Below are 13,603 nucleotides of genomic sequence, written 5' to 3'. Positions count from 1 at the left end.
GGACCGCCATCAAGCGAAGGGCGAGGCCGGCGGCGCCGGTTTCCCGGCGGCCCGCCGGCCTCGCCCCGTCCAGCCGATCGGCCCGGCAGCGCCGGGCCCACGCCTCAGAACCAGTAGACGAACAGGTACAGGCCCAGCCACACCACGTCCACGAAGTGCCAGTACCAAGCGGCGCCCTCGAAGCCGAAGTGGTGGTCGGGCCGGAAATGGCCGCGCATCAGGCGGATCAGGATGACCGTCAGCATGGTGGCGCCCAGGATCACGTGGAAGCCGTGAAAGCCCGTCAGCATGTAGAACAGCGAACCGTAGGCGCCCGAATTGAACTTGAGGTTCAGCTCGGTGTACGCGTGGTGGTATTCAGCGGCCTGGCAGGCCACGAAGATGAATCCGAGGATGACCGTGGCGGCCAGCCAGAACATGGTCTTGCCGCGATGGTTCTCGCGCAGCGCATGGTGGGCGATAGTCAGCGTCACGCCCGAGCTCAGCAGCAACGCGGTGTTGATGGTCGGCAGCCAGAAGGGGCCCACGGTCTGGAAGTGCTCGACCACGCCGGCCGGGCCGAAGTTGGGCCACACCGCCTGGAAGTCAGGCCACAGCATCAGGCGGTGGTCCATGTCGCCCAGCCACGGCGTGGTGATGGTGCGCACATACCAGAGCGCGCCGAAGAACGCCGCGAAGAACATCACTTCCGAGAAGATGAACCAGCTCATGCCCCAACGGTACGACCCGTCGATGCGCTTGCTGTTCATGCCGGCCTCGGATTCCTGGATGGCGTCGCCGAACCAGTAATACAGCACCACGATCAGCGCGATGAAGCCGATCAGCACCGACCACTTGGCCCAACTCACGCCGTTGATCCAGCCCGCGGCGCCCAGGCCCATGAGCAGCAGCGCCACGGCCGTGCGCACGGGATGCCCCGAATCGGCGGGCACGTAGTAATAGGGTGCCTCTTTACCTTGAACCGAGTGGCTTGCACTCATGGCTTTCTCCCTGGTACTGATTTATAGAATTAAGTGATTCAAGTCAGGCTGGATACCGCCCAACGCACAATTAACACCAGCACGGCCACGAAGATCGCCGCCGCCAGCAGCCCCGCCACGATCACATGGACGGGATTGAGCCTGGCGCTGTCCTCGCGATAGCCCGCGCCCTTGCGGACGCCGAAAAATCCCCACGCCACCGCCTTCATCGTCTGGAAGAAGCTCAGCTTGCGCTGGGCGGATTCGCGCAGGTCGTCGCTCATCTCGTGGCCCGCTAGCCGCCGATGGCCTTGCCCGCCAGCAGCGCCGAACCGCGGAACACGGTCCAGGCGAACACGGCGATGACGAATACCAGCAGAACCAGTCCTGCGATCTTGTTGCGTCGGCGCTGCTCGGGGGTCATGGCCATGCTGCCTGTTGCGGGTTTCGGATCGGCGCTCACTTGACTTCGGGCGGCGTCTCGAAGGTATGGAACGGGGCGGGCGACGGCACGGTCCATTCCAGTCCTTCGGCGCCTTCCCACGGCTTGGCCGCGGCCTGCTCGCCCTTGCCCATGTAGCAACGCAGCACGGCCCACAGGAAGATCAGCTGCGACAGGCCGAACCAGAAGGCGCCGATGGTGGCGATCTGGTGGAACGTCGTGAACTGCGCGGCGTAGTCGGCATAGCGGCGCGGCATGCCGGCCAGGCCCAGGAAGTGCATCGGGAAGAAGGTCACGTTGAACGAGATCAGCGTCGACCAGAAGTGCAGCTTGCCCAGCTTTTCGCTGTACATGCGGCCGGTCCACTTGGGCAGCCAGTAGTAGGTGCCGGCGAACAGCGCGAACAGCGAGCCGGCCACCAGCACGTAGTGGAAGTGGGCCACCACGTAATACGTGTCATGCACCTGGATGTCGATCGGCGCCACCGACAGGATCAGGCCGGTGAAGCCGCCCATCGTGAACACGAAGATGAAGCCGATCGAGAACAGCATCGGCGTCTCGAACGTCATCGAGCCGCGCCACATGGTGGCGACCCAGTTGAACACCTTCACCCCGGTCGGGATGGAGATGAGCATGGTGGCGTACATGAAGTACAGCTGGCCGGTCACCGGCATGCCCGTGGTGAACATGTGGTGCGCCCACACGATGAACGACAGCACGGCGATCGAGGCGGTCGCGTACACCATCGAGGCGTAGCCGAACAGCTTCTTGCGGGCGAACGCGGGCACGATGGCCGACACGATACCGAACGCCGGCAGGATCATGATGTAGACCTCGGGGTGCCCGAAGAACCAGAACACGTGCTGGTACAGCACCGGGTCGCCGCCGGCGGCGGCGTTGAAGAAGCCGGTGCCGAAGTGGCGGTCGGTCAGCACCATGGTGATGGCGGCGGCCAGCACCGGCATCACGGCCAGCAGCAGGAACGCGGTGATCAGCCAGGTCCAGCAGAACAGCGGCATCTTCATCAGCGTCATGCCGGGCGCGCGCATGTTCAGCACGGTCACGATGATGTTGATGGCGCCCATGATCGAGGACGCGCCCATGATGTGCATCGCGAAGATGGCCAGGTCCATGCCCGGGCCCATTTGCAGCGACAGCGGCGCATACAGCGTCCAGCCGGCGGCGGTGGCGCCGCCCGGCACGAAGAACGAGGCCGTCAGCATGATCGCGGCCACCGGCAGCAGCCAGAAGCTGAAGTTGTTCATGCGGGCGAAGGCCATATCGGACGCGCCGATCTGCATCGGGATCATCCAGTTCGCGAAACCCACGAACGCCGGCATGATGGCGCCGAACACCATGATCAGGCCGTGCATGGTGGTGAACTGGTTGAACAGTTCGGGGCGGAAGAACTGCAGGCCCGGCTCGAACAGCTCGGTACGCAGCAGCAGCGCCAGCGTGCCGCCTTCGAGCAGCATGACGAACGAGAAGATGAGATACATCGTCCCGATGTCTTTGTGGTTGGTGGCGAAAAGCCAGCGGCGCCAGCCGGTGGGGGTGGCGTGGTGGTGGTCATCGTGACCGTGGCCGTGGCCCGGCGACACGTGGTCTACAGTGACGCTGCTCATGATGGACTCCTTCCTGCTGAGTGCCGGCTCCGTTCCACGGAACCGGCAGGGTATCTCTGACTAAACGGAACCAGCTCTGCGATGGGAAAGCGGGGCGCGATCAACGCGCGGCCGCGACATCCTTCGGCATCACTGTCGGGTCCTGCCCCTTGCCGGCGTTGCTCCAGGCATGGCGCGTATAGCTGATGACCGCGGCGATCTCGACATCATTGAGCTGCGGGCCGAATGCCGCCATGGCGGTGTTCGGCTTGCCCTTGAGCACGGTGTTGATCTGTTCCGCTTTCGGGCCCAGAACAACCTTGTCTCCATCGAGGGCCGGGAAGCTGCCCGGGATGCCCTTGCCGTTGGCCTGGTGACAGGCCACGCAATTGGCGGCGAAGACCTTCTCGCCACGGGCAACCAGTTCGGCTTCCGTCCACTCTTTATTGGGATCGTCGGCGTTTGCCGCCATCTTCTTCTTTTGGTCTTCAACCCACTTATCGTAGTCCGCTTGCGCCAGGACTTCCACGACGATGGGCATGAAGGCGTGGTCCTTGCCGCACAATTCGGCGCACTGGCCACGGTAGATACCGGGTTTTTCGGCGCGGAACCAGGCGTCGCGCAGGAAACCGGGGATCGCATCCTGCTTGACGCCGAAGTCGGGAATCATCCACGAGTGGATGACGTCGGCGGCGGTCAGGACGACGCGTACCTTCTTGTCCACGGGCACCACCATGTGGTTGTCCGTTTCCATCAGGTAGAACTGGCCCTTGGCCTCGCGGCCTTCGATCTGGGCGCGCGGGGTCGACAGGGTGGAGAGGAATTTGACGCCGGCGGCGGGGCCGTCGAGATACTCGTAGCCCCACTTCCATTGATAGCCGGTGACCTTGATGGTCAGGTCGGCGCTGGAAGTGTCTTTCATGGCCACGACCGTCTTGGTGGCCGGCAGCGCCATGGCGATGACGATGATGAAGGGGATGACCGTCCAGGCCACTTCCACGCCGAGGTGTTCGTGGAAGGTCGCGGCCTTGTGTCCGCGGGATTTCCGGTGCGCCCAGATGGAGTAGAACATCACTCCGAAGACGCCCACGAAAATCACAATACAGATCGTGAGCAGCAGCCAGTGCAGCCACATGACATCACGCGTGATCTGTGTGACGCCTTCATGCAGGTTCAGCTGATTGACCTTCGGGCCGCCGGGCATGTCTTGCACCTGAGCGATGGCCGCGCTGCCAATCAGCAGCGCACAAGCGCCCAGTATCCCTCTCCACTTCTTCATGCTTACCTCGAAACACGGCGCGAAGGCCCTTGTCGCCTAGTGGCACGGATGTCACTGCAACAGGACTACGCGCAATTATTAGATGGCAGGGCTAGGCAGGGGGAGATAGAGCGGCCCCCGCATTCCCACTCGAAATCACAAAGAAACTGGCGGATTATAGCGGACGCGCAAACAGATGTAAGTTTGTGCCCTTGAATTCATGCGGCCCGCCCCCATCTGCCCGCGCCCCCTTGACGCGCCGGATAAACCGGGTGGCATAAAATCCCCGCAGTCCCATCACAACGGCCTCCCAATGCCCAAGCAGCTGTCCGATCTGTATGCCGCCTTGCGCGCTCGCGCCCAGGAGCCCGCTCCCGCGGGCGCGCACGCTCTCTATATAGCGGGACGACGCTGCGGCTGGGCCACGCATGCCGCCTGCGACGCCCTCCAGGGAGCCGCGCACATCGACGTGGATACCGACGCGCTGCGCATCGGCGCGGCGTTGCCCCCCGGCCCGGCGCTCGATGGCGTGCTCGAACAGACCGCGCAACTGTTGCGCCAAGCCAACTGCCTGAGGGGCTGGCGCGATGAATTGCTCGACGTCCTGGACGGCGACATTGCGCTGGGCGTGATCGAACGCGCGGCGGTGCGGCCGCTGGGTCTGTTGACCAAGGCGGTGCACCTGAACGCCTGGACCCCGGACGGCCGCATCTGGATCGCCCGCCGCGCGCTCAGCAAGTCCACCGACCCCGGCATGTGGGACACCCTGGTCGGCGGCCTGGCCGGCAGCGGCGAACCGCTGGAATCGGCGCTGCTGCGCGAATGCGGCGAAGAAGCCGGGCTGGACGCGCCCGACCTGACGCGGCGCTCGCCGCTACGCACCATCCTGCGCATCCACCGCCGCCTGCCCGAGGGCTACCAGGTCGAGGACGTGCTCACCAGCACCTGTGTGCTGGCGGCCGACGCCAGGCCCGCCAACCGTGACGGAGAAGTGATGGAGATTGCCGCGGCCGACGTCGACACGGTGGTCCGCCGCGTGGCGGAGGGCGAATTCACGTTGGAAGCCGCGCTGGTGATCATCGAAGACATCATGCAGCGCCGCGCCGCCGGCGAGATCTGAGCCGGCGACGCGGGCCGGGGGTCAGGCGCTGGCGCCGCCCGGCGCCGCGCCCGATTCACGCGCCTGGATTTCATCCGTTTCGACCGGCGGGTTTTCGACCCGGCGCGTCTCCACCTGTTGCGGCGCCACCGGCGTAGCCGTGGGCGCGGCCGGCGCGCCCGGCTCGGCCGCCCGCAGCGCCTGCACCGCGCGCGCGTCGAGTTCGTCGCCGGCAGCCACCCCGGCAGCTTCGGCGGCCGCCGCGGCCTGGGCCGGCGAAGGCACGGGCGCCTGCGCGGGCGCGGGAGCCACCGTCGCGTTGGCCTGCGAGAACTGCTTCCAGACCTCGATGGCGCGCAGGCGCTGCTTGGCCACCACCTGGATGCGTTCGCGCAGGTGCTCGTCGCGCGCCAGCAGGGCATGGAAATCGCGCGACGACAGCATCAGCAGCTTGCTGTAGCCCAGTGACGTCACCTCGGGCGCGATCTGCTGCTCACCCAGCAGGCCAAGTTCGCCGAAGAACTCGCCGCTGCCCAGTTCGATCATGGTGTTGTCCGGCAGGTGCACCGCCACCGCCCCCGACGCCACGAAGCACATCTCCTCGCCATGCCGGCCCTTGGTCAGCACCCGCTGGTCGGGCAGCGACAGGCGCGGCTTGAGCAGCTTGCTGATCGCGCGCAGCGAATCGGCCGACAGCCCCTCGAACAACGGCACGCGCTTGATCAGGTCGGCCGCGCTCATTTCGATGTCCAGCGGCGGGTGCGTATCGATGTGCGCCCAGCGGCTCTTCAATTGCGCCATCAGGTCGGCATAGACCTCGCCGCTGATCAGGAACTGCTCCAGCATGTCGCGATAGCGGATCCGTTCCAGTTCGCGCGCCACCCGGCCCAGATAGCTTTCCTGCAGCCATTGCGCGTACGACGGGTATTGCAGGTTCAGCGCCTGCATGGCGTTCTCTATCAGGTCCAGGCGGCGCTGGTGCAGCGCCACGATGCGCTGCGTGGCGGTCTCGCCCAGCAGCGGCGTAATCTGCTCGCGCGCGAACACGATCAGCCGCTGCGCCACCGACCGCTTGCTCATGAGATTGGCGAAACGCTGGCCCAGCTCGCGCGCCAGCCAGCCCTGGAAGCCGAACAGGTAGTGCAGCCGCAGGGCCAGCCGGAAACCGGTGGAATAGCGCACGTCGGCGATGATGGCGCGCTCGAAGCCCGGCACCCCGCCCATGCGGATCGCGTCCTCCAGCCGTTCGGCCCGCGCCAGCAGCGTTTCGGCCATGCGCCAGTCGACGATCTGCGCCTTGAGGATATCGAAGAACATTTCCTCCTCGCGCTGCGCCACGATCGCCAGGCCCACCGCCACCCGCTGCTCGTCGCTCATCTGGCTGACCTGGCCGTCGTGCACGCTGGTCAGGCTGGCGTCGAACACGGCGCGGATGCGGTCGCGCACTTCCGTGCCGATATGCTCGGTCTTGGCAACCTCGTCGGTCTTGCCCTGCAGGTCCTCCAACGCCACCGCCAGCGCCTGGTTGCGGATGGTGCGCTCGACCGGCGACAGCTGGTTCAGCCCCAGCATGCGGATCAGCGGCCGCAGGCTGATGCCGTTGACGAACAGCGTCAACAGCACGAAACCGGTGGTGGCCACGGCGATGAACTGGCGCGCCTCCTCGGGCACGCCGGTCTGCTCGGTCACGGCCAGGGCCAGGGCCAGCGACACCGCGCCGCGCAGTCCGCCCCACAGCATCACCACCTTGTAGGGATTGCTGACCTTGGTGCCCAGTTTGGTCAGCCCCAGCAACGGCAGCAGGCCGAACACCACGATGGCCCGCGCCACCAGCGTCGCCACGAACACCACCGCCACCAGCACCAGTTCCTGCCAGTCGGCCGCCGCCATCAGCTTGGGAATCAGCATGGCGGCGAACAGGAAGATGAGGGAATTGGCCCAGAAGCCGAATTGTTCCCACGCGCTCGACAGGTATTCGAAGGTCGTCGGCGACATGCGGGTGCGACCGGTCGACCCCACCACCAGCCCGGCGATCACCGTGGCGACCACGCCCGACACGTTCAGGTAATGTTCGGAGATGAAGAAGGACAGGTAGGCCAGCGTCAGCGTCAGCGTGATCTCGGCCGTGGGAAAGCCGCGCAGCCAGGCAAACAGGAAACAGGCCAGGCGCCCCATGGCGAAACCGGCGATGCCGCCGCCGATGAAGTGCACGATGAAGTCATTGAAGATGCCGCTGGCGGTCAGCTCGCCGTGCCCGCCCAGCACGGCCAGCAGCACCGAGTACAAGGCAATGGACGCGGCGTCGTTGAACAGGCTTTCGCCTTCCACCAGCGTGGTCAGGCGCTTGGGCGCGCCCACTTCGCGGAAGATGCCCACCACCGCCACCGGATCGGTGGTCGCCACGATGGCCCCCAGCAGCAGGCACACCACCAGGCCATAGGGCGAGATCGCGTCCAGCGTCACGCCCACCACCACGGTACACACCACCACCGCCACGATCGCCATCATCAGGATCGGGCCGATATCGTCCATCAGGCGCCGCACGTTCATCGACAGGGCGGTCTCGAACAGCAGCACCGGCAGGAACACCATCAGGAAAGTCTCGGAGGAAATCTCGAAGCGTTCCAGCGAATCCAGGAAGTCGCCGATCCAGCTCGGCGCCCAGCCATGGACGTGCACGATGATGCCCAGCAGGCAGCCGACGATTGCCAGCAGCACCGAATAGGGCAGCTTGAGGCGCCCGGCCAGCGGCGGCATGAAGCACACCAGGGTCAACAGCCCGGCCAGGCCGAATACGAGAAAACCTACATCCATGGATAGCGCCGCGTTCCGATCGTGAAGCTTGTGAGAAGTTTCACAAGAATAGCGGGTTTTCCTGTCGATTCCGGCGAACAGATCGTTCGGCCGCACGTTTCGTTACCCTGGCCGGCGCGGGCGATACGCGCCCGGGCGTGTTTTTTCGGTAAGGTAGGAGCCGTGCAGAAACTTCGCAGGAGCCGTACTTGGTACGCGTCCACTCCCTGGCACGGCGCAATGACGCGCCCGCCATGCTGGTCCAATTGACGGATTGCCATCTTTTCGGCGAGCCGGAAACCGTGATGCTTGGCGTCAATACCGACGCCAGCCTGCGCGCCGTGCTGCGGCAGATCGAGGCCGACGGCAAACGCCCCGACCTGCTGCTGGCCACCGGCGATTTGTCCCAGGACGGCGAGCCCGCCGCCTATCGACGCCTGGCCGCCATGCTCGGCGCCGCCCCGGCGCTGGACGGCGCCCGCATCCGTTGCCTGCCCGGCAACCACGACCTGCCATCCGCGCTGCGCCAGGAACTGCCCGAATGGTCGACGCCGGTGACCGACGTCGGCGCATGGCGCGTGATCTCGCTGGACACCACCGTGCCGGGCTCGAACGCCGGCCACCTGCCCGACAGCCAACTGGATCTGCTGGAGGCCGCGCTGGCCGAGGCGCCCGGGCGCCACACACTGCTGGCCATGCACCACAACCCGATGCAGATCGACAACCACTGGCACGACTCGATGATGATCGACAATCCCCAGGCGCTGTTCAAGTTGCTGACGCGCTGGCCGCAGGTGCGGGTACTGCTGTGGGGCCACGTGCATCACGAGTTCGACCGCCGCCGCCACAACCTGCGCATGCTGGCCACGCCTTCCACCTGCTTCCAGTTCAGCATCCGCGATGGCAAGCACGTGGTCGACAACCTCGCGCCCGGCTACCGCTGGATCAAACTCTACCAGGACGGCTCCATGGCCACCGGCGTGCGGCGCGTGCAGGACGCGCTGTGGCACACGGGCGCCCAGCCCGGTCCGGACAGCGCGCGGGCGGCCTGAGAGCCGGCGGCCTGACAACCCCACAACGCTTTGGCAGCGCGGCCGCCTGCTACGTCACGCGTTTGGCGCGCGCAATAAAAAACGGGGCACCATATGCGTGGTGCCCCGCAAGCATCCGTCTCATAGGGGAGGGGAAAGAGGAGAAGCCGAGACGGATGACAAGACTGCCAACCAAAGTTCGCGGTCTACGTGAAGTTAGGCGGGGCGAGCTTCATTAAGTTTCTGAAATCGCCCGTTATTTCGCAGCGAATTTGTATCAATTTATTGGTGCGCCGCGACCATCGCCGCGGCGTCCCCCTCCCGCCGGCGCGCACGACCGTCGACGCAAAGCAAAAGGGCCGCGAATCGCGGCCCTTTGCATGGGTACGGCGGGAAGCAGGCAGCAATCAGGCAGCCAGGTTGCCGCGCATCTTCTTCAACGCCGCGGCCTCGATCTGGCGGATGCGTTCGGCCGACACGCCGAATTCCTGCGCCAGTTCGTGCAACGTGGCGCCGCCGTCGTCCTGCAGCCAGCGGGCTTCGACGATGCGACGCGAACGCGGATCCAGCGCTTCCAGCGCGCTGGACAGCCCCGAGCTCTGCAACTGGTCGCGGGCGGCGCGTTCCAGCACGCGGGTCGGCTCCTGGCGGCCCTCGTCGGACAGGTAGGCGATGGGCGCGTAGCTGTCGTCATCGTCGTCCTGGTTCTCGAGCGACATGTCGCGGCCCGACAGGCGCACTTCCATTTCGCTGACGTCTTCGCGGCGCACGTTCAGTTCGCGGGCGATGTGATCGACCTGCTCGGGATCCAGCGTCTGTCCGTCCGGGCGCATGCTGCGCAGGTTGAAGAACAGCTTGCGCTGGGCCTTGGTGGTGGCCACCTTTACCAGGCGCCAGTTGCGGATGATGTATTCGTGGATCTCGGCCTTGATCCAGTGCACGGCGAACGACACCAGGCGCACGCCGCGCTCGGGGTCGAAACGCTTGACGGCCTTCATCAGGCCGACATTGCCTTCCTGGATCAGGTCGGCATGGGGCAAGCCATAACCCAGGTACTGGCGCGCCACCGACACCACCAGGCGCAGGTGCGACAGCACCAGCTCGCGCGCGGCGCCCAGGTCTTCGCTGTCGCGCAGGCGGCGGCCGAGTTCGGTTTCGCGTTCGGCCGACAGGACCGGCAGGCGGTTCACGGCCGAGATGTAGGCATCGATCGTGCCGAGTGCGCCCGGATTGGCGATGGCCAACGCCAGGGCGTTGCCGGACGTGGCCAACGAGGTACTGGGTTGCTTCATTGCGGCGGTCTCCGGAATGCAAAGGGGTAAAGACATGGATTCGATGTTAGCACTCTAGTAAAGGGAGTGCTAATTCGACTATTGCGGCGCGTCAAAGTTTCCCTTTTATAGGGCGTCCCCAATTTTAATTTGCCTGTCTTGCCCCCGGCGGCGGCCGGCTTTGTGTCATGGGGGCCGGGGCGCGCGTCGCGACCGGCGGGCCGGACGCCTACCAGCCCAGGCGCTTCAAGCCGGCGGCGGTGGCCTCGCCGTCCGGCCGCACGAACAAGGCGCCGCGCGGATCCATGTAGACCTGGTAGGTCGCGCCGTCGAACAACGGCATGTAGGCCGCGCTGCCGAATTGGACATCAACGAAGGGAAACCAGTTCGGAAAGCTCTGCTTGAGCGAACCCAGGTCCGGCGCAGGCCAGTCGTCCAGGGCGTGGACCGAGCGGGTGGCCGAGGCCTCGCGCGCCGCATCGCTATATCGGCCGGACAGGCGTTCCAGGCGATACAACGGCGGCAGGCCAGCCATCAGCGCCGGCAGTTTCCAGCGCACCACGCGGGCGTCGATCTGCCACTGGTCGCCATAGAGCACATACCGCTTGGCGCCCACGCCCGGCGCGGTGGCGCTGACCTGGAACTGGCCCTCGGCCTGCTGGCGCACCTCGATGCGCGCCACCGGCTCGTCGGTGGTCAGGCGGAAGAACTGCACCAGCGACAGGGCCAGCAGCCCCGAGACGCCACCCAGCAACAGCAGCATCAGGCCAAACAGGCGGCGCACGGGCCGGAACTGGAAGGCGCGCCGGCCGCGCTCATCGCGCGGACCGCCCCGGCCCAGCAGCATCGCCATGCCCGGCAGGAAAAGGACCACCGCGGCCAGCAGGATCCAGACGAAGGGAGCGATTCCGTTGATCAAATCAGGCGATCCTATGCATAGAGCGCCGCGGCCGGGCGTCGGATGCCGGGCGCCCCGGGCCTGTCTCGGCAGGCCGCCCAGTATAGAAGCGGGGCGTCAGGCCGCCGGTTTTCCAAGCCGCTCGACGTGAAACCGGATGTGATCCTCGATGAACGTGGAGATGAAGTAATAGCCGTGGTCGTAACCTTCCTGGCGGCGCAGTTCCAGCAGCTGCCCGGCGGTGGCGCAGGCGGCCTCGAATACCTCGGGATACAACTGCTCGGCCAGGAACTGGTCGGCCGTGCCCTGATCGATCAGGATGCCCGCGGGAAACGGCTGGCGCAAGCCGCGCATCAGCGCCGAGGCATCGTAGGCGGCCCAGTCGTCGGGATTCTCGCCCAGGTAGGCGCCGAACGCCTTCTTGCCCCAGGGGCACAGGCTGGGCGCCGCGATCGGGGCAAAGGCCGAGACCGAACGGAACTGACCAGGGTTGCGCAGCGCCAGCACCAGGGCGCCATGGCCGCCCATCGAGTGCCCGAAGATGCCGACGCGCGCGGCGTCGCCGGGCAGCGCGCTGGTGACGATGGCGTGCAATTCACGCGTCACGTAGCTGTCCATGCGGTAATGGGCGCGCCAGGGGCCGGTGGTGGCGTCCAGATAGAAGCCGGCGCCGGTGCCCAGGTCCCAGCTTTCGTCCTCGCCGGGCACGTTGGCGCCCCGCGGGCTGGTATCCGGTGCCACCAGCATCACGCCCAGCTCGGCGGCCAGGCGCTGGGCGCCGGCCTTGATCATGAAGGTTTCCTCGGTGCAGGTCAGGCCGGCCAGGTAGAACAGCACCGGCACCGGCCCCTGCTCGGCCTGGGGCGGGACGAAGACGGAAAAACGCATCGGCAGGCCGATCTCGGCCGACTCATGGCGGTAATAGCGCTGCGAACCGCCAAAACAGCGATGCTGGGAAATGAGTTCCAGGGCGGCGGGCATGGCAGCGGTCTCCGGGTCTGAGGCTGAACAAAATTCGGGCGGGATTAGGGTATATCCACGGTACGACGATCCGTCGCCGAATGTTAACCTGCCCGAAACACGGAGTCCTTCCCACAAAAAGTATCGATTCCGTGCCCATATTGTGATCGCGGGACTTGACCAGCGACCACCGTGGCACTATTTATATACGTGAGAGAAGACAACCCGTTCTTCTGGAAGCGCAAGCCCTGACACTATGGCCCGTCTGCCCCGTCTGTACGCCCCTGGGCTGCCCCAACTGGTGCAGGCCAACTTCATTCAGCCATTGGCGGCGCCGTCCCAGCCCGCCCCGGCCGATATCCTCAACCAGCTTGCCGCGTGGCTGGGCGAATCCGCCCAGCGTCATCGTGTGTCGGTGCACGGCTGGCTGCTTGCCAACGATCGCATCCTGCTGCTGGCCACGCCCGCCGACGAGGAAGGCCTGCCGCGCCTGATGCAGACGCTGGGCCGCAACCTGGCCGCGCGCCTGCGCGGCGGCCGGGTGTTCGCCGGCCGCTACCGCTCGGCCCTGCTCGAGCCCGGCGCCTGGGTGCTGCCGGCGCTGGTGTGGCTGGAAACCTATCCGGTGCGCAGCGGCGCCTCGCAAGATCCCGATTCCTGGCCGTGGTCGTCGGCTTCCAGCCACACCGGCAACACCACCGCCGCCCCGGCGCAGTGGCAGTCCGATCATGCCGACTACTGGGCCTGCGGCAACACGCCGTTCGACCGCCAGGCCAATTACCGCAAACGTCTGCAGGACGGCCTGTCGCGCGAGGAAACCCAGCGCATCGACCAGGCGGTCTCCGGCCAATGGGCGCTGGGCGGCCCGAGTTTCATCGCCAGCCTGGCGCATACCGCCAGCCGCCGCGTGGCGCCAGGCCAGCGCGGACGCCCGCGCAAGAAGCCGGCCGCGCCGGCCGCCGTCGATGCCGACCCGGCCGCGTCCACGCCACCGGCCTCGCCGCCGGCTCCCACCGGCCACGGACCGGGTTCCGGCAACGGCGGCGGTTCCACTTCCTGACACAGCGCCTTCGGGCGCTTTTTCATGGCCGTTTCGGGACGCACCGACCGACGGCGGCCTGCGCTTGCTCGCCACCGGTCGGTACGCGGCCAAAAAACATCACAATAAACAGGGACGTACCATCGCGGAAACAAGGGGTAATCCACCCTGGCGTCCCCCCTTGCGAAAGGTGCACCCTGGGAAGCCTTGTCTGACGCGCCTGTTGATGCGTCACCATATTAATGCTCT

Annotated in this window: 12 protein-coding genes; 3 read left to right on the top strand and 9 right to left on the bottom strand. The window is 66.2% G+C overall.

Translation table 11 applies throughout. The features are described from left to right. Positions 1 to 104: 104 nt before the first annotated feature. The 5 genes from ACVN9Z_RS08310 to coxB form a co-directional block, all read right to left on the bottom strand. Entirely contained in the window at positions 105 to 980 is an 876-nt protein-coding gene (locus ACVN9Z_RS08310) for a cytochrome c oxidase subunit 3 (RefSeq protein ID WP_006388095.1), read from the bottom strand. Between the two features lie 38 nt (positions 981 to 1,018). Next, positions 1,019 to 1,243, bottom strand: a complete 225-nt coding sequence (locus tag ACVN9Z_RS08305) for a DUF2970 domain-containing protein (RefSeq protein ID WP_006388094.1) — start codon at positions 1,241 to 1,243, stop codon at positions 1,019 to 1,021. A gap of 11 nt (positions 1,244 to 1,254) precedes the next feature. Then, the gene (locus ACVN9Z_RS08300) at positions 1,255 to 1,383 is read right to left on the bottom strand and encodes a cytochrome oxidase small assembly protein (protein WP_020925592.1); all 129 of its coding nucleotides are present in this window, start codon (positions 1,381 to 1,383) and stop codon (positions 1,255 to 1,257) included. A gap of 35 nt (positions 1,384 to 1,418) precedes the next feature. Continuing rightward, positions 1,419 to 3,026 carry a cytochrome c oxidase subunit I gene (ctaD, locus tag ACVN9Z_RS08295; RefSeq protein WP_006388093.1) on the bottom strand — a complete coding sequence of 536 codons (1,608 nt, stop codon included), beginning with the start codon at positions 3,024 to 3,026 and terminating at the stop codon, positions 1,419 to 1,421. A 100-nt stretch (positions 3,027 to 3,126) separates the two neighbouring features. After that, complete coding sequence (gene coxB, locus ACVN9Z_RS08290) at positions 3,127 to 4,284, bottom strand: cytochrome c oxidase subunit II (RefSeq protein ID WP_006388092.1); 1,158 nt, start codon at positions 4,282 to 4,284, stop codon at positions 3,127 to 3,129. Positions 4,285 to 4,576: 292 nt separating this feature from the next. Here coxB and ACVN9Z_RS08285 point away from each other — a divergent pair, with 292 nt between their 5' ends. Further along, positions 4,577 to 5,383 (top strand): NUDIX hydrolase, encoded by an 807-nt coding sequence (locus ACVN9Z_RS08285; RefSeq protein ID WP_054498169.1) that lies wholly within the window; start codon positions 4,577 to 4,579, stop codon positions 5,381 to 5,383. Positions 5,384 to 5,404: 21 nt separating this feature from the next. On the opposite strand, the gene ACVN9Z_RS08280 is transcribed toward ACVN9Z_RS08285, so the two are convergent. Further along, positions 5,405 to 8,176: a cation:proton antiporter gene (locus tag ACVN9Z_RS08280; RefSeq protein ID WP_238912379.1), complete on the bottom strand. Its 2,772-nt coding sequence runs from the start codon at positions 8,174 to 8,176 to the stop codon at positions 5,405 to 5,407. Positions 8,177 to 8,364: 188 nt separating this feature from the next. Between ACVN9Z_RS08280 and ACVN9Z_RS08275 the strand changes: the two genes are divergently transcribed. Continuing rightward, the gene (locus ACVN9Z_RS08275; RefSeq protein ID WP_035183399.1) at positions 8,365 to 9,207 is read left to right on the top strand and encodes a phosphodiesterase; all 843 of its coding nucleotides are present in this window, start codon (positions 8,365 to 8,367) and stop codon (positions 9,205 to 9,207) included. A 386-nt stretch (positions 9,208 to 9,593) separates the two neighbouring features. Here ACVN9Z_RS08275 and rpoH read toward each other — a convergent pair whose 3' ends face one another. The 3 genes from rpoH to fghA all read right to left on the bottom strand — a co-directional run bounded on the left by rpoH (position 9,594) and on the right by fghA (position 12,336). Beyond that, the gene (rpoH, locus tag ACVN9Z_RS08270) at positions 9,594 to 10,478 is read right to left on the bottom strand and encodes an RNA polymerase sigma factor RpoH (protein ID WP_006388088.1); all 885 of its coding nucleotides are present in this window, start codon (positions 10,476 to 10,478) and stop codon (positions 9,594 to 9,596) included. A 208-nt stretch (positions 10,479 to 10,686) separates the two neighbouring features. Further along, positions 10,687 to 11,376, bottom strand: coding sequence for a hypothetical protein (locus ACVN9Z_RS08265; RefSeq protein WP_049052889.1), 690 nt, complete (start codon positions 11,374 to 11,376; stop codon positions 10,687 to 10,689). A gap of 96 nt (positions 11,377 to 11,472) precedes the next feature. After that, positions 11,473 to 12,336 carry an S-formylglutathione hydrolase gene (gene fghA / locus ACVN9Z_RS08260; RefSeq protein WP_173010665.1) on the bottom strand — a complete coding sequence of 288 codons (864 nt, stop codon included), beginning with the start codon at positions 12,334 to 12,336 and terminating at the stop codon, positions 11,473 to 11,475. A gap of 235 nt (positions 12,337 to 12,571) precedes the next feature. On the opposite strand from fghA, the gene ACVN9Z_RS08255 reads away from it, so the two are divergent. Next, a complete protein-coding gene (locus ACVN9Z_RS08255) occupies positions 12,572 to 13,375 on the top strand; it encodes a hypothetical protein (protein WP_060720838.1) in 804 nt (267 codons plus the stop codon). Positions 13,376 to 13,603 lie beyond the last annotated feature (228 nt).

The organism is Achromobacter sp. KK8, from assembly GCF_054188005.1.
The sequence above is the reverse complement of the archived record's forward strand: the minus strand, read 5'-3'. Positions and strand labels throughout refer to the sequence as shown.